The sequence below is a fragment of the Acinetobacter sp. CAU_H_S139_7 genome (assembly GCF_058599305.1).
The window spans coordinates 766,288-789,104 of record NZ_CM178651.1; the positions used below are offsets into that span (position 1 = coordinate 766,288).

General features: G+C 42.8%; 19 protein-coding genes and 1 pseudogene. 18 read left to right on the top strand and 2 right to left on the bottom strand.

Translation table 11 applies throughout. The features are described from left to right. The 13 genes from nuoE (at position 1) to AC4MC0_RS03810 (ending at position 13,914) form a co-directional block, all read left to right on the top strand. Positions 1 to 510: an NADH-quinone oxidoreductase subunit NuoE gene (nuoE, locus tag AC4MC0_RS03750; protein ID WP_004982912.1), complete on the top strand. Its 510-nt coding sequence runs from the start codon at positions 1 to 3 to the stop codon at positions 508 to 510. Beyond that, a complete protein-coding gene (nuoF, locus tag AC4MC0_RS03755) occupies positions 507 to 1,838 on the top strand; it encodes an NADH-quinone oxidoreductase subunit NuoF (protein ID WP_078389994.1) in 1,332 nt (443 codons plus the stop codon). Before nuoE ends, nuoF begins: the two co-directional genes overlap by 4 nt. A gap of 11 nt (positions 1,839 to 1,849) precedes the next feature. After that, on the top strand, positions 1,850 to 4,531 hold the full coding sequence (nuoG, locus tag AC4MC0_RS03760; RefSeq protein WP_491887289.1) for an NADH-quinone oxidoreductase subunit NuoG: 2,682 nt from the start codon (positions 1,850 to 1,852) through the stop codon (positions 4,529 to 4,531). A gap of 3 nt (positions 4,532 to 4,534) precedes the next feature. Then, positions 4,535 to 5,542 (top strand): NADH-quinone oxidoreductase subunit NuoH, encoded by a 1,008-nt coding sequence (gene nuoH, locus AC4MC0_RS03765; RefSeq protein ID WP_004695391.1) that lies wholly within the window; start codon positions 4,535 to 4,537, stop codon positions 5,540 to 5,542. 16 nt (positions 5,543 to 5,558) lie between these two features. Further along, a complete protein-coding gene (gene nuoI, locus AC4MC0_RS03770) occupies positions 5,559 to 6,101 on the top strand; it encodes an NADH-quinone oxidoreductase subunit NuoI (protein ID WP_004651038.1) in 543 nt (180 codons plus the stop codon). Further along, entirely contained in the window at positions 6,101 to 6,619 is a 519-nt protein-coding gene (nuoJ, locus tag AC4MC0_RS03775) for an NADH-quinone oxidoreductase subunit J (RefSeq protein ID WP_171054232.1), read from the top strand. Before nuoI ends, nuoJ begins: the two co-directional genes overlap by 1 nt. Next, positions 6,619 to 6,927 carry an NADH-quinone oxidoreductase subunit NuoK gene (gene nuoK / locus AC4MC0_RS03780; RefSeq protein ID WP_004695395.1) on the top strand — a complete coding sequence of 103 codons (309 nt, stop codon included), beginning with the start codon at positions 6,619 to 6,621 and terminating at the stop codon, positions 6,925 to 6,927. Before nuoJ ends, nuoK begins: the two co-directional genes overlap by 1 nt. After that, positions 6,924 to 8,813 (top strand): NADH-quinone oxidoreductase subunit L, encoded by a 1,890-nt coding sequence (nuoL, locus tag AC4MC0_RS03785; protein WP_335997549.1) that lies wholly within the window; start codon positions 6,924 to 6,926, stop codon positions 8,811 to 8,813. Before nuoK ends, nuoL begins: the two co-directional genes overlap by 4 nt. A 7-nt stretch (positions 8,814 to 8,820) precedes the next feature. Beyond that, positions 8,821 to 10,428: an NADH-quinone oxidoreductase subunit M gene (nuoM, locus tag AC4MC0_RS03790; protein ID WP_335997571.1), complete on the top strand. Its 1,608-nt coding sequence runs from the start codon at positions 8,821 to 8,823 to the stop codon at positions 10,426 to 10,428. Positions 10,429 to 10,431: 3 nt separating this feature from the next. Next, entirely contained in the window at positions 10,432 to 11,928 is a 1,497-nt protein-coding gene (gene nuoN, locus AC4MC0_RS03795) for an NADH-quinone oxidoreductase subunit NuoN (protein ID WP_005400347.1), read from the top strand. Between the two features lie 122 nt (positions 11,929 to 12,050). Then, complete coding sequence (gene upp, locus AC4MC0_RS03800; protein ID WP_058870138.1) at positions 12,051 to 12,686, top strand: uracil phosphoribosyltransferase; 636 nt, start codon at positions 12,051 to 12,053, stop codon at positions 12,684 to 12,686. Between the two features lie 81 nt (positions 12,687 to 12,767). Continuing rightward, positions 12,768 to 13,061 carry a cold shock domain-containing protein gene (locus tag AC4MC0_RS03805; protein ID WP_005400349.1) on the top strand — a complete coding sequence of 98 codons (294 nt, stop codon included), beginning with the start codon at positions 12,768 to 12,770 and terminating at the stop codon, positions 13,059 to 13,061. Positions 13,062 to 13,182: 121 nt separating this feature from the next. Beyond that, positions 13,183 to 13,914: a cold shock domain-containing protein gene (locus AC4MC0_RS03810; protein ID WP_335997546.1), complete on the top strand. Its 732-nt coding sequence runs from the start codon at positions 13,183 to 13,185 to the stop codon at positions 13,912 to 13,914. Positions 13,915 to 13,944: 30 nt separating this feature from the next. Here the strand turns inward: AC4MC0_RS03810 and gigC are convergent, their stop codons facing one another. Further along, positions 13,945 to 14,823: a LysR family transcriptional regulator GigC gene (gigC, locus tag AC4MC0_RS03815; protein WP_004695408.1), complete on the bottom strand. Its 879-nt coding sequence runs from the start codon at positions 14,821 to 14,823 to the stop codon at positions 13,945 to 13,947. Between the two features lie 85 nt (positions 14,824 to 14,908). On the opposite strand from gigC, the gene AC4MC0_RS03820 reads away from it, so the two are divergent. From AC4MC0_RS03820 to AC4MC0_RS03840, 5 genes and pseudogenes are all read left to right on the top strand, one after another. After that, positions 14,909 to 15,670 (top strand): ferredoxin--NADP reductase, encoded by a 762-nt coding sequence (locus AC4MC0_RS03820; RefSeq protein WP_114837125.1) that lies wholly within the window; start codon positions 14,909 to 14,911, stop codon positions 15,668 to 15,670. Between the two features lie 153 nt (positions 15,671 to 15,823). Beyond that, the gene (locus tag AC4MC0_RS03825; protein WP_491887290.1) at positions 15,824 to 16,846 is read left to right on the top strand and encodes a molecular chaperone DnaJ; all 1,023 of its coding nucleotides are present in this window, start codon (positions 15,824 to 15,826) and stop codon (positions 16,844 to 16,846) included. An 89-nt stretch (positions 16,847 to 16,935) separates the two neighbouring features. Continuing rightward, on the top strand, positions 16,936 to 18,126 hold the full coding sequence (locus AC4MC0_RS03830; protein WP_335997541.1) for a molecular chaperone DnaJ: 1,191 nt from the start codon (positions 16,936 to 16,938) through the stop codon (positions 18,124 to 18,126). 407 nt (positions 18,127 to 18,533) lie between these two features. Further along, a pseudogene (locus tag AC4MC0_RS03835) lies at positions 18,534 to 18,794 on the top strand (endonuclease domain-containing protein); the annotation flags it as partial. A gap of 166 nt (positions 18,795 to 18,960) precedes the next feature. After that, on the top strand, positions 18,961 to 19,635 hold the full coding sequence (locus tag AC4MC0_RS03840) for a hypothetical protein (protein WP_005400355.1): 675 nt from the start codon (positions 18,961 to 18,963) through the stop codon (positions 19,633 to 19,635). 166 nt (positions 19,636 to 19,801) lie between these two features. On the opposite strand, the gene AC4MC0_RS03845 is transcribed toward AC4MC0_RS03840, so the two are convergent. Next, complete coding sequence (locus tag AC4MC0_RS03845) at positions 19,802 to 22,696, bottom strand: valine--tRNA ligase (protein WP_335997539.1); 2,895 nt, start codon at positions 22,694 to 22,696, stop codon at positions 19,802 to 19,804. Between the last annotated feature and the right edge of the window lie 121 nt (positions 22,697 to 22,817).

Below are 22,817 nucleotides of genomic sequence, written 5' to 3' on the forward strand. Positions count from 1 at the left end.
ATGATGATTTTGACTGATAAAAAGCCACGCGTGAATGTTGAAGGGATTTTGACTGCGGACGAAATCCACGAAATTGAACATCACATTGGTCACTATCCGTACCCACGTGCAGCATCTTTGGATGCTTTGAAGTGTGTACAACGCCGTAATGGTTGGGTAGATGACGCGCAGCTAAACGCCATTGCTCAGTTATTGACAATCAGTGTTGCTGATTTGGAAGGGGTTGCAACTTTCTACAACCGTATTTACCGTCAACCCGTGGGTCGTAACGTCATTTTACTTTGTGACTCTATCGCGTGCTTCTTGATGGGTGCGGAAACTTTAGCAGAAGCTTTTCAGCGCGAGTTAGGCATTCAGTTTGGTCAAACGACTGCTGATGGTCGTTTTACTTTGCTGCCGATTTGCTGCTTAGGTAACTGTGACAAAGGCCCAACCTTAATGGTGAATGAAGACACTCACGGTTTGGTTGAAGTTTCTTCAGTGAAACAGTTATTGGAGAAGTATGTATGAATACCGAACCAAAACCAATTTATGGCGAAGGTAACCCAGAAACGCATCCATTAACTTGGCGTTTGAGTAAACAAGAGCACGTTCGTAATGCCGATGATTACGAAGCACTCGAAGGTTACGCGGGTCTGAAAAAAGCAATCACCATGCCGCCGAAAGATGTGCTTGAAGTGATTAAAGCTGCGACCGTAAAAGGTCGTGGTGGTGCAGGCTTCCCAGCAGGGATCAAATGGTCTTTGATGGCGCCAAATGACAATTCAGGGCCACGTTACCTGATTTGTAATGCCGATGAGATGGAACCAGGGACCTTTAAAGACCGTTTGTTGATGGAAAAACTTCCTCACCAATTGATCGAAGGGATGTTGATTGCAGCGTATACGCTAGAAGCAACCCATGGCTATATCTTCATTCGTGGCGAGTACATTGAAGCAGCTGCGTACTTAAATGAAGCGCTTGATCAAGTTCGTGCCAAAGGTTACTTGGGTGAAAACATCCTTGGAACTGGCTGGAACTTCGAGTTGCATGTGCACACTGGTGCGGGTCGTTATATCTGTGGTGAAGAAACTGCATTAATCAACTCACTTGAAGGTCGCCGTGCAAACCCACGTACGAAACCGCCATTCCCACAAGTTGCAGGTGCTTGGGGTCGTCCTACCATTGTTAACAACGTAGAGACCTACAATAACTTACCGGCAATCATGTTGCGTGGCCCTGAATGGTATATCGGCTTATCTGCGGGTAAGTCGAAAGATCCAGGCACAAAAATTTATGGTGCATCTGGCAAGGTGAAATTCCCTGGTCTTTGGGAGCTTCCATTTGGTACAACTGCGCGTGAAGTCATTGAAGACTATGCGGGCGGTATGCGTGATGGCTTAAAGCTTAAAGCATGGTTACCAGGTGGTGCGTCTACAGACTTCTTGGCTGCTGAACACATTGATCTACCGATGGATGCTGAGAGCATCATGAAAGCAGGTTCACGTTTAGGTACGTGTTTGCTGATGGTGGTGGATGAAACGCAATGTATGGTTTCAGCGACACGTAACTTAGAAGAATTCTTTGCACGTGAGTCATGTGGTTTCTGTACGCCTTGTCGTGATGGTTTACCGTGGGCGGTGAAAGCACTGAAAGCATTGGAAGATGGTACAGGTAAGAAAGAAGATATCGATCACTTACAAGAACTTACTCGTAAGCTTTGGATTGGTAAGACTTTCTGTGCCCATGCTCCAGGTGCAATGGAACCGTTGATGGGTGCACTCAAATATTTCCGTGGCGAGTTTGAAGCAAAAGTAGTGAATGCTGCTGCGCAAACTAGCAACGTAGAACAAGCTTAAGGAATTCGACTATGGCTACAATTCATGTCGATGGCAAATCGTACGAAGTCAATGGCTCAGAGAACTTGCTGCAAGCATGTTTGTCTTTGGGTATTGATATCCCGTACTTTTGTTGGCATCCATCCTTAGGTTCTGTCGGTTCTTGCCGTCAATGTGCCGTGACTCAATACGCGAATCCTGAAGATACGCGTGGTCGTTTAGTCATGTCATGTATGACGCCTGCATCTGACAATACCTACATCTCGATTGAAGACAAAGAAGCGAAAGACTTCCGTGCGTCAATTGTTGAGTTCTTGATGACGAACCACCCACACGACTGTCCAGTCTGTGAAGAAGGTGGGCACTGTCATTTACAAGATATGACAGTGATGACTCAACACGATCGTCGTCGTTACCGTTTCACTAAACGTACACACTACAACCAAGAACTAGGCTCATTTATTTCACACGAAATGAACCGTTGTATTGCATGTTACCGTTGTGTTCGTTACTACAACGACTATGCGGGTGGTACAGACTTTGGTGTGTATGCAAGCGCGTCACGTGTTTACTTTGGTCGTCCTGAGTCAGGTACTTTAGAGTCTGAATTCTCGGGTAACTTGACTGAAGTCTGTCCTACGGGCGTATTCACCGACAAAACTCACTCAGAACGCTATAACCGTAAGTGGGACATGCAGTATGCGCCAAGCGTATGCCAAGGCTGTTCTTCGGGTTGTAACATTTCTCCGGGTGAGCGTTATGGCGAACTTCGTCGTGTCGAAAACCGTTTCAACGGTGAAGTGAACCAATACTTCCTTTGTGATAAAGGTCGTTTTGGTACAGGTTATGTGAACCGTGCAGATCGTCCACGTCAACCGCAGTTCCGTGATGGTGCTGAAGCAACTACAGTTTCTGTAGATCAGGCATTAGATACCGTGATTGCAAATATCCAAGGCAAAAAAGTCTTAGGTATTGGTTCTCCACGCGCATCACTTGAGTCGAACTTCGCGCTTCGCGAATTAGTCGGTCAAGAGAACTATTCAACAGGTATGTCTCAAAAAGAGCAAAACTTGGTTGAATTGGCTGCATCGATTATGCAAACCGAAGGTGTATATAACCCCGGTATGCGTGAAATCGAAAGCTATGATGCCGTGCTTATTTTGGGTGAAGACTTAACGCAAACTGCGCCACGTATGGCGTTGTCTGTTCGTCAAGCGGCGAAAAACAAAGCCAAAGAAATGGCTGCAGAACGTCGTACTCAAGACTGGTTAGCAGAACCGCTACAACGTATTGCTCAAGATGCGAAATCACCGATTTTCATCCTCGCTGCAACGCAAACTCGTCTTGCTGATGTTGCTGCAGGTGAAGTGGTTGCTTCTCCAAACGACATCGCTCGTTTAGGTTTTGCCGTTGCTGCTGCTGTGAAAGGTGATGCAATTCTTGGTCTGGCAGATGATGCGAAAGCATTTGCTCAGAACATTGCAGATACACTGAAAGCGGCGAAGAAACCACTGATCATTTCAGGTACAAGTTTACAAGACGCATCTATCATGGAAGCTGCTGCACAAGTTGCGCAAAACCTTGGTGGAAATGCTGGCTTAACCTTGATAGTTCCTGAAGTCAACTCTATGGGCTTAGCAATCTTCGGTGGCCAAAGTTTAGAACAAGCGTTTGCACAAGACTATGACACGGTTGTGATTGTTGAAAATGATCTATTCCGTCGTTTACCTGCGGTACAAGTTGAAGCGGCACTTTCTGGTAAAGATGTGATTGTTTTAGATCACTCTGAAACTGAAACTGTGAAGAAAGCGGATATCGTACTTTCTGCTGCGTCATTTGCTGAAGGTGATGGTACGGTTGTCTCTCAAGAAGGCCGTGCACAACGTTTCTATCAAGTGTATGACCCGAGCTACTACAAACCTGAACTGGCGATCAAAGAATCTTGGCGCTGGTTACATGCCATTGAAACAGGCGTGAAGGGTAAAGCGATTTCTTGGACCTTGCTTGATGACGTCATCGAGTCAGTTGCGAAAAACGTACCTGCACTTGCTGCGATTCAAGATGTGGCTCCAGATGCGGGCTTCCGTGTCCATGGTTTGAAAGTTGCGCGTGAACCGCGTCGTTACTCTGGTCGTACCTCTATGCGTGCACCATTGAACGTGCATGAACCGAAGCAACCGACAGATATCGACTCGGCATTAACATTCTCTATGGAAGGTTATGTTGGGAACCAGACGCCGTCTCCACTGGTACCATTTGCATGGTCTGCAGGTTGGAACTCACCGCAAGCTTGGAACAAATTCCAAGATAACGTGGGTGGTCACTTAAAAGGTGGTGATTCGGGTGTGCGTTTATTTGATCGTTTAGCGAAGCGTCCAGCACGTACTTTCGTTGCTCCAGCGGTTGTGGTTGCAAACCCTGAAAGCTTCCGTTTAGTGCCGATGCATCACATTTTTGCTTCTGGTGAATTTACTGTGAAAACACCTGCGATGGAATCGCGTATTCCTGAAGCAGTCTTTGCAGTGGGTGAGCAAGATGCAACTCGTTTGAATGTTCAAGATGGTCAAAAAATCACTGTGAAAGCAGGCGAGACTTCGATCGTACTTCCAGTTCAAGTGATTGATTATTTACCTACAGGTTATATTGGTTATCCAGTTGGTCTTGCACCTACGGTTTCACTTGCTGAGCCTGTATCAGTCGCGGTAGGAGCGTAATTCATGCAACAAGAATTAATCCGTCAAACGCCGCTTTGGGCTGAGAACTGGCCAATTGCCTACTCAGTCATTCAAGCGATTGTGATTTTACTCGTTGTAGTACTCATCGCTGCGTTGATGTCTTTTATTGAGCGTCGTTTACTGGGCTTATGGCAAGACCGTTATGGTCCGAACCGTGTAGGTCCTGGGGGGATGTTCCAGATCGTTGCCGACATGCTGAAAATCATGTTCAAAGAAGACTGGACACCAAAGTTTGCTGACAAATTGACTTTCCGTTTAGCTCCTGCTGTTGCCATGGCAACAGCGGTGATGTCGTTCATGGTTATTCCTGTATCACCATACTTAGGTGTTGCAGACATGAGCATCGGTCTATTGTTCTTTATGGCAATGGCAGGTATTGCAGTCTATGCGGTATTGTTTGGTGGTTGGTCATCAAACAACAAATATGCATTGCTTGGTGGTCTACGTTCTGCAGCTCAAACCATTTCGTATGAAGTGTTCTTGGGTATTTCATTGATGGGTGTGGTTGCAATTGCAGGCTCATTCAACATGCGTGAAATTGTAGAAGCACAAAAAGATGTATGGTTTGTCATTCCACAGTTCTTAGGTTTCTTAATCTTCGTGGTTGCAGGTGTTGCGGTAACTCACCGTCACCCATTTGACCAACCAGAAGCAGAACAAGAATTGGCGGAAGGTTACCACGTCGAGTACGGCGGTATGAAATGGGGGATGTTCTTCGTTGCGGAATACGTCAACGTAGTTCTGATCTCTGCATTGATCGTCACGCTATTCTTCGGTGGTTGGTTAGCGCCATTTAACATCGATATTCCGTTCATTCCACCCGTATTCTGGTTCATTATCAAAACAGCATTCTTTGTGATGATGTTTGTCTTGGCTCGTGGTTCACTTATGCGTCCGCGTTATGACCAAGTGATGAACTTTGGTTGGAAGATTTGCTTACCATTAGCGTTAGTTAACTTATTAGTTACTGGCGCAGTGATTCTGTGGTAAGGGCAGGGAGAATAAAATGTATAAAATTCTAGCTGGGTTCGGGTCAATCGTACGTTCACTGTGGATGGTTTTCTCACACGTGACACGTAAACGTGACACCATTCTTTACCCAGAAGTGCCAGCCGAACAAATTGTTCCACCACGTTTCCGTGGTCGTATCGTGTTAACACGTGACCCAGATGGTGAAGAACGTTGTGTTGCGTGTAACTTATGTGCAGTTGCATGTCCTGTTGGCTGTATTTCACTACAAAAAGCAGAAAAAGAAGATGGTCGTTGGTATCCGGAGTTTTTCCGTATCAACTTCTCACGCTGTATTTTCTGCGGTATGTGTGAAGAAGCATGTCCGACGACTGCAATTCAAATGACTCCAGATTTCGAGTTGGGTGAATACGTTCGTCAAGACTTGGTATATGAGAAAGAAAACTTACTCATTTCAGGTCCTGGTAAATACCCAGACTACAACTTCTACCGTGTAACAGGTATGGCTGTAACTGGAAAAGACAAAGGTCAAGCGCAGCGTGAAAGCGCACCAGTTGATGTACGGAGCTTATTACCATGATGTGGCCATTTTATTTGATGGCACTTGTGGCCATCGTTTCTACGATTCGTGTTGTGACCAACGCGAATCCTGTACACGCTTTATTAAGCTTGATCGTGTCACTTCTTGCGGTTGCAGGCATGTTTATGATCGTAGGTGCGCCATTTGCTGGCGCGCTTGAGATCATCGTCTATGCAGGCGCGATCATGGTGTTATTCGTATTCGTAGTGATGATGTTAAACCTTGGTCAACACACCGTTGAACAAGAACGTAAATGGTTAACATCGTCTGCTTGGGCATATCCAGCACTCATGAGCTTCTTAATGGGCTTGGTGTTGGTGTGGATGCTCGGCTCTGACTACACAGTGGCTGGCCCTGTTATGGGTACCGAAGTTGTGGGTCCAAAAGCCGTTGGCCAAGCACTCTTTACTCACTATTTATTATTGGTTGAAGTTGCTGCCATGTTATTGCTTGCTGCGTTGGTTGCAGCATTCCATCTTGGCAAACGTGAACCAGGTGCAGAAGAGGACAAACAATAATGGGCAACATCCCTTTAGAACATGGTTTGATTGTTGCAACCATTCTTTTTGCACTGGGTTTTTACGGTGTGATGGTGCGACGCAATCTATTATTTATGTTAATGAGCCTTGAAATCATGATGAACGCAGCTGCGCTTGCGTTTGTTTTGGCTGGTAGTGCATGGGTACAACCAGACGGACAAATCATGTTTATTCTGATCTTAACGCTTGCTGCGGCAGAGGCTTGTATTGGTCTTGCGATCGTCCTTCAGTTCTACCATCGCTTCCATCACTTGGATGTGGATGCTGCTAGTGAGATGCGCGGATGAGTTTTTTATATTTAACAGTATTATTCCCGCTCATTGGTTTTGTCCTTTTAGCGGCAGGTCGCAACAAGCTTCCTGAAAATGTCGCTGCTATTATTGGTGTGGGGGCGGTTGGCCTTTCTGCATTGGTTGCTTTGATCGCTGGTTTAGACTTTGTTAACAATGGCAAAGTGACCTATGTTCAACATCTTTGGACATGGTTCAATGTAGGTAACCTAAGCCCAGGCATTAGCTTACATCTTGACGGTCTATCACTGCTCATGATGGGTATGGTGACGGGTGTGGGTTTCCTGATTCACATCTTTGCATCTTGGTACATGCGTGGTGAAGAAGACTTCGCGCGTTTCTTCTCTTATTTCAACCTGTTCGTTGCCAGCATGTTGCTGCTCGTATTGGGCGATAACTTAGCGTTATTGTTCTTAGGTTGGGAAGGCGTAGGTCTATGCTCTTACTTGCTGATTGGTTACTACTACCAAAACCCTGCAAATGGTTTTGCAGCAATTAAAGCATTTACCGTAACACGTGTCGGTGACGTTTTCTTACTGATCGCTTTGTTCTTAATTTACCAACAGTTCGGTACTTTAAACATTGCTGAAGTGGTTGCAGCTGCACCAACAGTGATGACACAAAGTTCATCTTTAACCATTTGGACAGCACTGATGTTGTTCTTGGGTGCTGCAGGTAAATCTGCACAGATCCCATTACAAACATGGTTGGCCGATGCAATGGCAGGTCCTACTCCTGTATCTGCATTGATCCACGCTGCAACGATGGTAACTGCAGGTGTTTACCTGTGCTGCCGTATGTACACCGTGTTTGAAATGGCCCCTGAAGTGATGATGTTTATCTCAATCACTGGTGCGGTAACGTTGTTGGTGGCTGGTTTTGCTGCATTGGTTCAAACCGACATCAAACGTATTTTGGCTTACTCAACGATGAGTCAGCTGGGTTATATGTTTATGGCTGTGGGTGCTGAAGCTTACCAAGCAGGCCTGTTCCACATGCTGACTCACGCATTCTTCAAGGCATTATTGTTCTTGTCTTCGGGTGCAGTGATTTTGGCTTACCACCACGAACAAAACATCTTCAAGATGGGCGGTTTGTTCTACAAGAACAAATTCCTATTTGCTTGTTTCGCCATTGGGGGCGGTGCATTGGCCGCGATTCCATACATCACCGTAGGCTTCTTCTCTAAAGACGCGATCTTGGGTGCAGTTTGGGTACAAGGCGAATCAATCGCAGTGTATAACTCATTATACTGGGCGGGTGTAGCAGGTGCATTCTTAACGTCGATTTACACATTCCGTCTGATTTGGGTTGTGTTCTTTGGTAAAGAAAATACGCCGTATCATGCGATTAAAGGCATCACATACTGGGGACCTTTGGGTATTCTCGCTGTACTTTCGACCTTCATTGGTGCGGTACTTAAAGCGCCTGTAGAAAGCATTTTAAATGCAGCAAAAATTCCAGCATTTGTGATTCCTGAAGCTTTAGAACATGGTATGCATAGCGCTGAATGGACTGCTGTGGGTATTGCGTCGGTTGGTTTAGTGATTGGTGTGGTCTTGTTTGCGTTTGCTTATAGCGCAGTGAAAGGCTTTGCTAAAACGTCATTGGGTGCAGGTCTTGCAAACATTTGCCGTAATGCACTGGGCTTCGATGCGCTTTATGATATCGTTTTTGTGAAACCATATTTGCTTATTGCGAAGATTTTAGGTCGTGATCCAATTGATCGTTTGTGGTTAGTCTTGCCTGCACTTGTAAAAGGCGGTCATAGCTTCACAAGTTCACGTCAAACGGGTTCATTGCGTGATTACGCATCAAGCATGGCATTAGGTATCTTTGTATTACTAATGGTCTTGATCGTCACTCAGATCGTGGGGAAATAAGATGGAAATCACAAACAACTGGATTCTACCCGCGCTGATCTTAGTTCCGTTCATTGCTGGTTTTATTTGTTGGTTAGTCGACAAACTCGACGACAAACTGCCGCGTTATATCGCGTTAGTGGGTATGCTCATTACTTTGGGCTTAACTGTTGCGCTATGGCAGACAGGTACATTTAACTACGAACTTGGCGCGAAAGTGCCATCGTGGTCTGCTGAATTCATGTTGCCATGGATTCAAACTTTAGGCATTAACATCCACTTAGCGGTGGATGGTCTATCTCTATTAATGGTGGGCTTAACGGCACTTTTAGGTGTGTTGGCTGTCGGCTGTTCTTGGGGTGAAATTCAAAAGAATGTTGGTTTCTTCCACTTAAACCTTTTATGGTCTTTGGGTGGTGTGATCGGTGTATTCTTAGCGATTGACATGTTCTTGTTCTTCTTCTTCTGGGAGATGATGCTTGTACCTATCTACTTCTTGATCGCACTTTGGGGTCATAAAGGGGCAGAAGGTAAGTCACGTGTTTATGCTGCAACCAAATTCTTCCTCTACACGCAAGTAGCGGGTCTTATCATGCTCATCGGTATCCTAGGCCTTGTGGTTTACGGTTACATGATGACGGGTATGATCGGTTTTGATTACAACTATTTATTAGCTGTAGCCAATACTTTAGACAAAGAATTACCCGCTGTTGCTTTTGCATTCATGCTGTGTTTATTCGTCGGTTTTGCGGTAAAACTTCCAGTTTTCCCATTACATGGCTGGTTACCAGATGCGCATGCGCAAGCCCCTACAGCAGGTTCGGTTGACCTTGCAGGTATCTTAATTAAGACGGCTGCATATGGTTTACTACGTTTTGTGATTCCATTCTTCCCAGCGGCTTCTGCACAGTTTGCAGACATCGCGATCATTTTCGGTTTAATCGGTATCTTCTACGGTGCTTGGTGTGCTTTCCAGCAAACCGATATGAAACGTTTACTTGCGTATACGTCAATTTCACACATGGGCTTTGTTTTACTTGCGATTTACGCAGGTAACATCTTAACCTTCCAAGGTTTGATGATCATGATGTTGGCACATGGCTTGTCATCTGCTGCATTGTTCATTATGTGTGGTCAAGTGTACGAGCGTGTTCATACCCGTGATATGCGTTTGATGGGCGGTATACGTGGTCAGTTCCCATATCTTGCATTCTTCCTCATGTTCTTCGTGGCGGCGCTTGTAGGTATTCCAGGTCTAGGTAACTTCATTGGTGAGTTCCTGATCTTGATGGGTTCTTATGCAAAATTCCCAGTGTTTACTATTCTTGCGGCAGTAAGCTTAGTATTTGCAGGTCTTTATGGCTTGATTCTGATCCACAAAGCGTTGTTTGGTACGCCAAACGAAGAACAACAGCAGCACTACAACAACCCATTGAAAGACTTAAATGCGCGTGAAGTAGTGATCTTGTTAATCTGTGCTTTCGGTCTGTTATGGCTTGGTTTGTACCCACAAAGCTTCCTTGATATTTCAAATTCAAGCATGGCGTGGTTAGCGAACAGCTACATTCCTGTACAAGAAGTAGTTGACGTTGCGAGTCAAGCAACTGTTCAACTCGAAAATGTGGAGATGCAATAAGTCATGAACTTCACAATGTCATTTTCTGAGCTTATGCCTTTAGCTCCTGTGATGATCGTTGCTTTAACAACGATTGTCGTGATGATTCTTACTGCAATTAAGCGTAACCATAACTTAATTGCGACAGCATCAGTTGTGGGCTTAAACCTTGCGGCAGCATATGTACTATTCACAATGTTCGGTGGTGCTTTCAAACCTGCGAACGTGATGGGTATGTTCATGGTGGATGCGTTCACCTTGCTGTACCAAGTAATTATTCTAATTGCTGCTTTGGCATGCTGTACTCTGTCGCATGCCTATATCGAAAGCTATAAAGATAACCGTGAAGAGTTGTATATCTTAATGTTGTCATCAGTGACTGGTGCAATGTTAATGGTGGCAAGCTCTCACTATGCATCTTTCTTCATTAGCCTTGAGTTGATGTCGATTCCTGTATATGGCTTATTGGCCTATACACACCAGCGTTCTAAGTCTTTAGAAGCGGGTGTGAAGTACTTGGTGCTTTCAGCAACAGCTTCGGCAATGTTGTTGATGGGTATGGCTTATATTTACGCGTACACAGGTTCAATGTCGTTCTATGACAATGTTCAAGCGTTAATGCAAAACATCCAACAGCCAATGGTACTTTTAGGTTTAGGCCTGATTGTTTTTGCTGTGGCATTCAAACTGTCTTTAGCGCCATTCCACAAATGGACGCCAGACGTTTATGCAGGTGCACCGACTCCGATCGCAACATTCCTTGCTACAGCTGCAAAAGTAGCGACGATTGGTCTGTTTGTACGTTACATCCTTACTTCAGGTGCGATTCTTGTTGACTCAATCGTGACGATCTTAACCGTGATTGCGGTGTTATCGATCTTGGTGGGTAACTTCCTTGCAGTGAAACAAGTGAACTTGAAACGTATCTTGGCATACTCTTCAATTGCGCACTTTGGTTACTTGTTGATTGGTTTAATCAGCATGACTTATGCAAGCCTTGGTAACGTATCGGTCTATGTGATCACTTATGTGTTAACTACGATTGGTGCGTTCGGTGCGGTTGCATTGATGTCTAGTCCATACAACAACGTAGACGAAGCAGAAAGTCTAGCGGACTACCGTGGTCTATTCTGGCGTCGTCCAGTGTTGACTGCCGTATTAACCGTGATGATGCTATCGCTTGCTGGTATTCCATTGACAGCGGGCTTCATTGGTAAGTTCCTTGTGGTCATGGCTGCTGTAACGACTCAGCATTGGTTCCTTGCTGCGATGATCATCGTTGGTTCTGGTATTGGTCTGTACTACTACCTCCGTGTGATGGTTGTTATGTACATGACACCACCAGATGCACCGCGTGTAGACGCTGTGGATCATTGGGGCCAAAAAGTGGGTGGTATTATGGTGCTTTTAGCTGCGGCAGCAGTGCTTGTGATTGGTATCTATCCAGATCCAATTATCAAGTTAGCACTCCAGTCAGAGATTCTATCTCCAATCCACTTTATGCTTTCTCAACAGCACTAATTTTTAAAAACGTTTCGTTTTAACAAAAAAGCCTCCATCAATTGGGGGCTTTTTTGTTTTTATCACACGATAAAAAGCTTTATAATGTAAGGAATTTTATTTTACCTTTTAGGTGCTCTCCCGTGGCTATCCATGAAATTCGTCATCCACTCATTCGTCATAAGCTTGGTCTTCTTCGTCGTGCAGATATCAGCACTAAAAACTTCCGTGAGCTGGCTCAGGAAGTGACCATGCTGTTGACCTATGAAGCGACCAAAGATTTACCTGTTTGCGACCATGAAATTGATGGTTGGAATGGTAAAGTAACGGTAGATCGCATTGTCGGTAAAAAAATCACGGTTGTGCCAATTTTACGTGCGGGTATTGGTATGTTGGATGGTTTTTTAAACCTGATTCCAAGTGCCAAAGTGTCTGTACTGGGTTTAGAGCGTGATGAAGAAACACTTGAAGCACGTACTTATTACAAAAAATTAGTTCCAGATGTACAAAACCGTTTAGCGATGATCATCGACCCAATGCTTGCAACGGGTTCTTCATTGGTTGCTGCGATTGATGTATTGAAAGCAAGTGGCTGTAAAGACATTCGTGTGATGGTGTTGGTTGCGGCGCCTGAAGGTATTAAACGTGTTTTGGATGCGCACCCAGATGTCACTATTTTCACGGCTTCAATTGACCAAGGCTTAAATGCCAATGGTTATATCGTGCCGGGTCTAGGCGATGCGGGCGATAAAATCTTTGGTTCAGTTCAAAAAGATTAAGATTGAGCCCCAGCAAAAAGAGGCTTTTATAGCCTCTTTTTTATATACTACAACAAAGCGTGTACATATTAGGATCTGTTTATGAAGGCCGAGCAATATCAAGGAAAAGTTAAGCAATATAACGCTGACAAAGGTTTTGGCTTTATTTCCTCACCTGAAGGCGACGTATTTTTTCATATCTCGGATTTTCCTGCAGACTCAGGTGAGCCGAAACGCAATGAACGCGTGAAGTTTAATGTGGTTGAAAATGGCGATCGCTATAAAGCAATTAAAATTGAGCGGGTTGAAGACAACTCTGCCAAAGCCAAGAAATCGAAAGTCTCAAGCCATAATAAATCGATTACCACGGATTTATTGTCTAATTTTAGACGCTAAGTCAGTGTTGATTCAGAGTTCAATCGTGCAAAGATTAATCTTTGCATTTTGAAGCAAAGAGACTTTTTAGCCTCTTTTTTATTGATTACAATACGAAAAATACAGTTGAATAGAGCAGATTATGTTTCTGAAAGGAAAAATCAAAAGCTTTAGTACCCCACGTGGTTTTGGTTTCATTGCGGTGGAAGGGGATATTGATGATGTGTTTTTTCATATCAAAGATTTGCCACAGAACAACATTGAACCCAAGCTTGGTGAAGTGCTTAAGTTTATGATTGTAGAAGACCAAGGCAAGTTTAAGGCTGGCAATATCCAGCGGCTCGGTCTGTCCTCAGAAAGCAAAGCCACGACATCATCAAATAAGAAAAAAGCACGTACCCAAGCCTCACCACGTTACCATGAGGCAGGGCATAAAAGTACTATCATCACCGTGATTGGCATCATTATCGTCGCGGTATTGGGCTTTTTGACCTATGGGAAATATCAAAGTTATAGTGCAGAAAAACAGCGTAAAGCTGAACAGTTGATGTTCGAGCAACAACAGATTGTAGAAGAACAGCGTAAAGCTTTAGGAAAGTTGCCCGATCAAATCCTATCTGAGCAAGGGAAGCGTAATTTAGATGCAGGTCTGCATCAGACCAATCAACCACGCTCTGAACGCGTGACGGAAAGTATTGATAAACAAAATGGTCGCTTACCTGTCAGCACAGGGCAGTTTAAATGCGATGGACGAACCCATTGCTCCCAAATGCGTTCTTATGAAGAAGCGGTTTACTTCTTAAGGAATTGTCCAAATACCCAAATGGATGGGAACAATGATGGTGAGCCTTGTGAGCGCCAATTTGGGAAATAAAAAAAGCACCCTCGGGTGCTTTTTGCTTACTTATTTTTCGCAGAATTTCATAAAGGCTTTGAGTCCTGGCCCTTGGTACTTCTGACGATGTACTAACATGAATAGTGGACGCGTTAGAGACCAAAACGGCGTATCAAGCACCACCAACTGGCCTTTTTCGCGCAAAGGCTCTGTTGCCAGTTTTGAAATACATGACATCCCTAAACCACCCGCCACGATTTTTAAAATCGCTTCATTATGACCCAAGGTCAGACGGATATTGGCATCAGGCAAGTCTTTTAAAATAGCATTATCAAACACTTCACGTGTACCTGAACCTTCTTCGCGCAAGATCCACTCGACCGATTTAAAGTCTTCAGGCGTTAATGTACGATTTAACTGTGCCAAAGGATGTTCTGGTGCACAGCAGACCGCTAATTCATCGTCACGCCAGTGAATACACTGGAGCTGTGGCAAGTGACAAGAGCCTTCAATCAAGGCCAAATCTAGTTGGAACTGATTCACCGCCTCAATCATTTGACGAGTGTTGCCAACTTGCAGCTGTAAATGGGCTTGAGGTTGAATTTGTAAGAAGTCAGCCATCAGGTCAGGCATGAGGTAGTCACTGATGGTTAGGGTTGCACCTAAACGTAAATCAATGCTTTGTAACTCACCTTTAGCGGCTTGTTCGAAAGCATCACAGCGACCCAAAATTTCTAAAGCTTGTGGCAGTAGGAAACGACCCAAATCGTTGAGTTGAAGACGCTTACCTAGACGGTCAAACAGTGGAGCCCCCAAACCGTCTTCTAGATCTGCTAAAGCCATACTCGCAGCACTCTGGGTGAGTCGAACCGCATCACTGGCTTTGGTTACTGTGCCTTCTTGAGCAACTGCTACAAAAACCGCCAACTGGCGTAAAGTCATGCGCATGAATATAGCCTTAACATTTAAAAAATATTAACAAATTATGTGGTCATGCTAACATGAGCAACGTCTTTGATGCCACGCTGAAATCATGTCAATTGAAAAATTTAGCCTAGAAAAAGTTTTATCCGTACACCGTTGGACCAATACACTTTTTAGCTTCACCATGACGCGACCTGCACATTTCAAGTTTACCGCAGGACAATTTGCCCGTATTGGCATCAAAGTGGGTGATGAATTGGTGGTTCGAGCGTATTCGGTAGTGTCCTCTCCCTTTGATGAAACTTTAGAGTTTTTCTCGATTGTGGTGCCTGAAGGTGCATTTACCTCAAATTTACAACACTTAAAAGTCGATGATGAGATTTACCTCGAAAAGATCCCGTACGGCTTTTTGACTTTGGCGCGTTATCAATTGCCGTTACCAAAAGACTTATGGTTACTGGGCACAGGGACAGGGTTGGCACCTTTTATCTCGATGTTACAAGACTTTGAGACGTGGTCGAAATACGAGAGCATTACACTGGTTTATAGTGTACGTACAGCGTCTGAGCTGGCCTATGCAACACGTATTCAAGAAATTGCAGAGACTTTTGGTGAAGGGCATACAGGCTTTAAATTTGTGCCGATTATTACGCGTGATCCGCATGTGCCACTGCATGACCGCTTACCTGTACTGATTGAAAATGGTGAGCTTGAAAAAGCAGTTGGTTTGAGTCTGAACCCTGAAACCAGCCATGTGATGCTGTGTGGTAACCCGCAAATGGTTGAAGACACCAAAGAAGCCCTGAAAGCACGTGGTCTGACCATGAATCGCCGTGGTGAAGGAAATATCGCGGTCGAAAACTATTGGTAAAGCTATTTCACTCAATAAAATGCTCATCGAATGATGGGCTTTTTTTATTTGAAATTTGAATCACTCAGATTTTAAAATTGGCTTAAAGAGAGATCACTGCTTGTGCGCTAAGATCGCGCTATAATTTCTCTTTTGTACTGGGTTGGGTGGGTTATGTCTTCAGCGTTAAAAACGACGGCTCAGCCAGAGGCTCAACTCAGTCCGCAGCAGAAAAAATTAAATCGTTTGATTGAACGTATTGAACAACAAAAACAAGAACTGGCAGCATGGAAAAATGCGCAAGCCGACATTCAAAACTATACACGCAGTAAGCTTTTACCTGTGTATAGCGAGTTACATACGGTTCTATTTACACAGCTGGATACCTTGTGGAATCACTTAGCCAGCGATGGCTTTAGCAAAGTTGATCTGGCGCAGATTGACACCAAAATAGCCGCTTTAGCCAAGATGCTAAGAAAATCACAAATGCTAACTTCAGCGCAGAAAGAGCAAGTAGAGAAAATTGATACTTTCTATATGCAGCATGCAGAGCATATACGCTCGAAGAAAACCAAAGCGAACTCAATACAAAATCATGACCTCGCTGAAATAGTAGAACAAAACGTGGATGTAGACTGGGAAAATTATGAATACGATTCTGCCCAATATGAAGCAGAGAGAGAACGTGCCAAGCAGTTAAAACAACAAGAAAAACGCGAGCAAACCGCCAAAATGGCAGCGCAGTCACTGAAAACGGTGTATTTAAAAATTACCGCGATGATTCACCCTGACCGTGAACCTGACGAAACGAAGAAGTTAGAGAAGACCGAACTTTTGCAGAAGGTCAATGAAGCTTATGCAGCGCAGGATTTATTTTATTTATTGAAGCTTCAGTTACAGCTAGAGATCAATAAAAGCCTAAGCTCAAAAGCTTTAAGCTCGGAGCAAGTGAAGTTTTATCAGTTGGCTTTGGAAGCGCAGAGTCAGAGTTTACAAGGTCAATTAGATGAGATCTTTGCGTCTTTTCACTTGAGTAGTCATATCAATACCAAACAGCTCAAAATGAGTGATGTGTATAAGGAGATAGATAAGGATGCTACCGAGTTAAAACAGCAGTTGAAGTGGGAAAAGGAACGTTTAAAGCATATGAAAAAGGTGAGTGGGATGAAGATCTTGATGGAGCATGGGGTTCTATGAGATAAGATTTTACTTTTTTAAACAAATAGTCGTAGGCATGCTTTCTGTTAAAATATTGAGTCAAATCGCATTTGTATTGAAATAAAGTCATGAGCATTTTAGATTTAAGTTTGTATCAAGAAACTGAAAATTTATCCCCACAACAAAAAAAGTTTAATCGTCAGATTCAAAAAATTGAGAAATTACAACTCTCTTTGGTTGAGTGGCAACAAGCACAACAAAAAGTACAGGAGGATGCAAGTTTTGAACTCTTGCCATTATATGCCCAATGGCACCAAGTTTTATTTAGTCAACTAGAGGTACTTTGGCAATATAAACAATCGCATAAATTTGCTAAAACCCATTTAGAGCGTTTAGATAAAAAAATCTCAATTTTAGTGAGTCAACTTTTAAATAATCCCAATCTGTCTGAAGAACAACATAAATTGACCATCGTCATTGCTCAATTTTACAAAATTTTAGAAGACCATGATCATTTGCCTACATCACAAGTAGATGATACAGAGGATGATTTTCATTCAGAGCATGATGTTGATGAAATGATGCAAAAACAAGTGATGAAAGAAATTCTTGCAGATCAATTGGGTGTGTCTGAGGACTGGATTGACTTTGATTTTGATCTCGAAAATCTTGAAGAGTTTATGCAAAAAGTAAAAGAAAAATTTGATCGAAAGGAAGCTGATTTCATTCAAAATCAACTTAATGATCATGAACGTGAGGCATATCAAAAGTTTGCAGAAAAAGAAAAAAAGAAAATTTTAAAGAAGCAAATGCAACTTGAAGATGCAAAAAAAATGGCAGGGCAGTCATTAAAAAGCATTTATTTAAAAATTGCCTCTGTGATCCATCCTGACCGCGAAAGAGATGAGCAAAAACGTATAGAGAAAACTGAGCTTTTGCAGCAAGCAAATACTGCACTTGAAGAAAAAGATTTACTTACGCTGTTAAAGTTACGTGCTTATACAGAACAAGGTGATCAAAAACAAGCAGTTAAAATCGCAAATGAACATTTGAAATCTTATAATCTATTGCTAGAAGATCAAATTGAACAATTGCAAATTGAGTTAGATCACATTATTTACTCATTTGATTGGGAAAGCTCTGGTTTTTATAAACAGACTTTTAAACCTGCTGATTTGGCTAAGAAGTACCAATATGATTTGACAGAAATTCGAAGAAAGCTATTGCAAGATGAACAGTGTTTAAATAGTTATAAGGATTTTGATTGTTTAAAAAACTTACTTAAAAATAGAGCATTCGGCTGGTCATTTAATTTTTAAAGTGGGTTGAGCCTGTAAATAATTTTGTGTAATTGATTTTCATCAATTAAAGGTGATTGCTTAGGGGCGGTCAACAAATTCAATAATAACGCGGCTCATGGCTAAACGCTATGAGCTGCACAGCAGCGCAAGATAAGCGTATTTCACTTTTTAGACGCTGCATCACAATTGCTAGATAAATCACGTTACGCACAGCATCTCCGTTGGAAAGACTTTACGCTTTTGATCGATTAGCGTATTTTCCATCTTTAATGACTTGATTGCTTTGGTGGCGTAGATGGCTTTGCATATCTCTGATAAATAAGCAAAAAAAGTAAAAGCTGAGCATGTGTATATGAAAAAGCTGAGTGGGGTGGAGATGTTGTTGGAACATGGGGTACTTTGATTTTCCCTCACCTCCTTGCGGACAGTATGTGATTGCACCGTATATTGTGGATTTTTACTGTCATGAAATTGGCTTGATCATTGAGTTGGATGGCAGTCAGCATGGAACTAATGATCTCATGGCATATGATGTTGAACGAACCAAGTTTTTTTAGAGGCTTTGGGCTTAACTGCCGTGCGGTACTGGAATTCTGATGTGTTGGGGCTTGACGGATAGAGTTTTGGAGGATTTGTGGCAGATATGTTCTAGATTAAAACTATTTAATTTAATAACTAAGGTTTAATAATATAAAATAGATTTATTGATATAATTAATTGATTAGACCTCTTGCGAAAGTATAGTTTTATCTATTTTTTGAATTGGCTAAAACCTCATAAAATATAGCTTTCGGCTACTTAAAATTTGACTAACGCAAGAAGTCTATTCTTAATGTCTTATTAGGGGAAAAAATGTCTTATTATAATTTAGCTACTAATCAAGTTTTACTTAGAAGCTACGAAGAATTAGCATTGCTTCATAAAAGAAAAAATGCACCAACGGAATCAAAAGAAGAGTTAGCAAAAACATTTGGAATGAGCGTGGATACATTCTTTCGTGATTCTAGAAGAATTGATAATTATGTATATAATTTCCCATTGTTATCTTTAAATGCTGCAATAATTGAAGGCATTCTTAGATTTATTTTGTCACAGAATTTAAGAGCTGTGATTAATAAACATGTAGAAGAGAACTCTAAGAAAGGTCAAGATACTAAAAGTCCTTATGAAAATATTTTAGATAACTTTTTAATTCGTGTTGAAAATGATGGCGGGATTGAGAATGTATTTAAGTATTACTTTAGTTACCTAAAATTTCATTTCGATACTGAAATTGATAAAGCACTATTTAAGAAAATAAAAATATTATTCCGCTTAAGAAATATTTTAGCTCACGGTACTACATTGGTAGAGACGAATCCTGATTTCATTGATGAAAATAATTTAGCATTTTTCAAACAACAAGAAATGCTGAAAGATGCAAAAAAACTTTTAGACGAACTATATGGTGAAAATGATTTATTAAAAAATATATCTCATTACGAAGTACCAGAATATTTTATGGGAGTCACCCAAGAATTTTTATAAGAATTTAAAAATAAATTTGGCAGCAAACATAACTTATCTGATGATGATAGTCTTTTTTTGGATAAGATAATTGGATACTCTTGGGGATATAGATTAGTTTGATTCTAAAAATAAAGGGCTGAATAATCAGCCCTTTATACACAAATTAGATCAAACTAACAACACATTAAAGCGCCGAAATTTGCTCCATATTCGCTTTAATCTTCGCTAACTGATCAGCAAACTCAGCAAGTTTGACTTTCTCACCTTCAACAACAGCAGCAGGCGCTTTTGCCACAAAACCTTCATTAGAAAGTTTGCCTGCAATGATGTCATGCTGCTTTTGCACTTTGTCTAAGTCTTTCTGAAGGCGACCCAATTCCGCTTTCGGGTCAATTAAACCTTTCATTGGGACGAATACAGACACGTGACCAACAACGCTTGATGAAGACAATGGCGGTTGCTCGCCATCAGCCAAGAACGTAATGCTTTCTACTTTTGCTAAAGCTTTAAACAACGCTTCAATACGCGTGATCTGTGCTTTCTCAGCTTCCGTCGTGTTTTGTAGCAATACTGGTAATAGACGCGCATTACCTAAGCCCATTTCACCACGGATGTTACGTACCGCACCAATCAAACCTTGAAGCCATTGCATATCTGCTTCAGCCTGTTCGTTTACACGCTCAGGGTTAGCAACAGGGTACTGCGCCAACATAATGGTTTCGCCAGAAATGCCAAGTTTCGGTGCAAGCGTCTGCCAAATTTCTTCAGTCAAATACGGCATGATTGGATGTGCAAGACGTAAAGATGCTTCCATTACCGCAAGAAGTACACGACGAACTTCAGCTTTACGCTCAACCGATACATTTTCATCGTTCAAAACAGGTTTCGTCAGTTCGACATACCAGTCACAGTATTCATTCCAAATGAACTCGTAAATTGCTTGTGCAGCCAAGTCTAAACGGTAAGTTGCAAAGGCTTGTTGCACCGCAGCTTCAGCTTTTTGCAAACGGCTTACGATCCACTGTTCAGGCAATTCCCAAAGGTCTTGACGAACTTCAGTACCAATCACTTGCTCTTCACAGTTCATCATCACGAAACGGGTTGCGTTCCAGATCTTGTTGGCAAAGTTACGGTAGCCTTCAACACGCTTCATATCGAACTTAATGTCACGGCCTGTGTTGGCAAGCGCACAGAAGGTGAAACGCACTGCATCTGTACCATAGGCTTGAATGCCTTCTGGGAATTCTTTACGGGTCGATTTTTCAATCTTCGCCGCTTGTTTCGGGTTCATCAGACCTGTAGTACGTTTTTGTACCAACGTCTCAAGGTCTACACCGTCAATCAAGTCAAGAGGGTCAAGCACGTTGCCCTTAGACTTCGACATTTTTTGACCTTCACCATCACGAACTAGACCGTGAACATAGACCGTTTTAAACGGTACTTGTGGCGTACCATCTTCATTCTTCATGAAGTGCATCGTAAACATGATCATACGAGCAACCCAGAAGAAGATGATGTCAAAACCAGTGACTAAGACATCGGTTGGGTGGAAAGTATTGAGGAAATAGTTTTCCGCATCTTTTTTGGCATCGCCCGTCCAACCTAAAGTTGAGAAGGTCCACAGCGCAGAAGAGAACCATGTGTCCAGTACGTCTTCGTCTTGGCTAAGCGCAACATCAGCAGGGATGTTGTTTTTTGCACGGACTTCAGCTTCGTCACGACCGACATAGATGTTGCCTTCAGCATCATACCAAGCTGGGATACGGTGACCCCACCAAAGTTGACGAGAGATACACCAGTCTTGAATGTTGTTCATCCACGCCATGTACATGTTGCTGTACTGCTCAGGAACAAACTTGATGCGACCGTCTTGAACCGCTTCAATTGCTGGTTGCGCCAATGGTGCAATTTTTACATACCATTGGTCTGTCAATAATGGCTCAACGATCACACCTGAACGATCACCACGAGGTGGTTTCAAGGTGTAAGGTTGAATTTGATCTAACCAACCTTCAGCTTCAGCTTGTTCAACCAGTTTTTTACGTGCTTCAAAACGCTCTAAACCAATATAGTCCGCAGGGGCTGGGATGGTTTTCGAGATTTGCTCACCCGCTTTCGCGATATATTCAAACTCAGCCAACACTTCTGCATTTTTATTGAAGATATTGATGATTGGCAATTCACAACGCTTACCGACTTCATAGTCGTTAAAGTCGTGCGCAGGCGTAATTTTCACACAGCCTGTACCGAACTCTTTATCGACATATTCGTCTTTAACGATTGGAACAGCACGGCCTGTAATTGGCAGGATAATGTTCTGGCCCACAAGGTGCGTATAGCGTTCATCATCCAGTGCCACAGCAACCGCAGTATCACCGAGCAATGTTTCAGGACGAGTGGTCGCGACAACGATGTGATCTTTACCATCATGGGTACGTAGGTTTTTATCTTCAAAGAAGTATTTGAAGTGCCACAGTGAACCTGCTTCTTCTTTATCCGACTCAACTTCGAGGTCAGAAAGTGCCGTTTGTAATTTTGGATCCCAGTTCACCAAACGTTTGCCACGGTAGATCAAGCCGTCTTCGTGTAATTTCACAAAAACTTCTTTCACGGCATTGGATAGACCTTCATCCATGGTGAAGCGTTCACGCGACCAATCCACTGAAGAACCTAAACGACGGATTTGACGGGTGATGGTGTCGCCTGATTGCTCTTTCCATTCCCAGATTTTTTCGATGAATTTTTCACGGCCTAAGTCATGACGGCTGACACCTTGTGCACCCAACTGACGCTCAACTACCATTTGCGTGGCAATACCCGCATGGTCTGTACCTGGTTGCCATAAGGTGTTTTTACCTGACATACGGTTGTAGCGGGTTAACGCATCCATAATGGCATTGTTAAAACCATGACCCATGTGCAAGCTACCGGTGACGTTTGGCGGCGGAATCATGATACAAAATGACTCACCTTTTTCAGAGGGCTTGAAATAGCCACGTTCTTCCCAAGTTTGGTACCATTTTTTCTCGATCTCGGTCGGATCGTAAGTTGTAGCGATATTTTGCGCTGAATCAGTCATAGTTCAAACAGTTCAAAAGTAGATAAAAAATTGCATCTATTGTAGCAAAGAAATCGCAAATGGGGGCATGTAAAGCAAATGCGTTGATCTAGCAATTGCGACATGATGCAGAGCGCTTTAT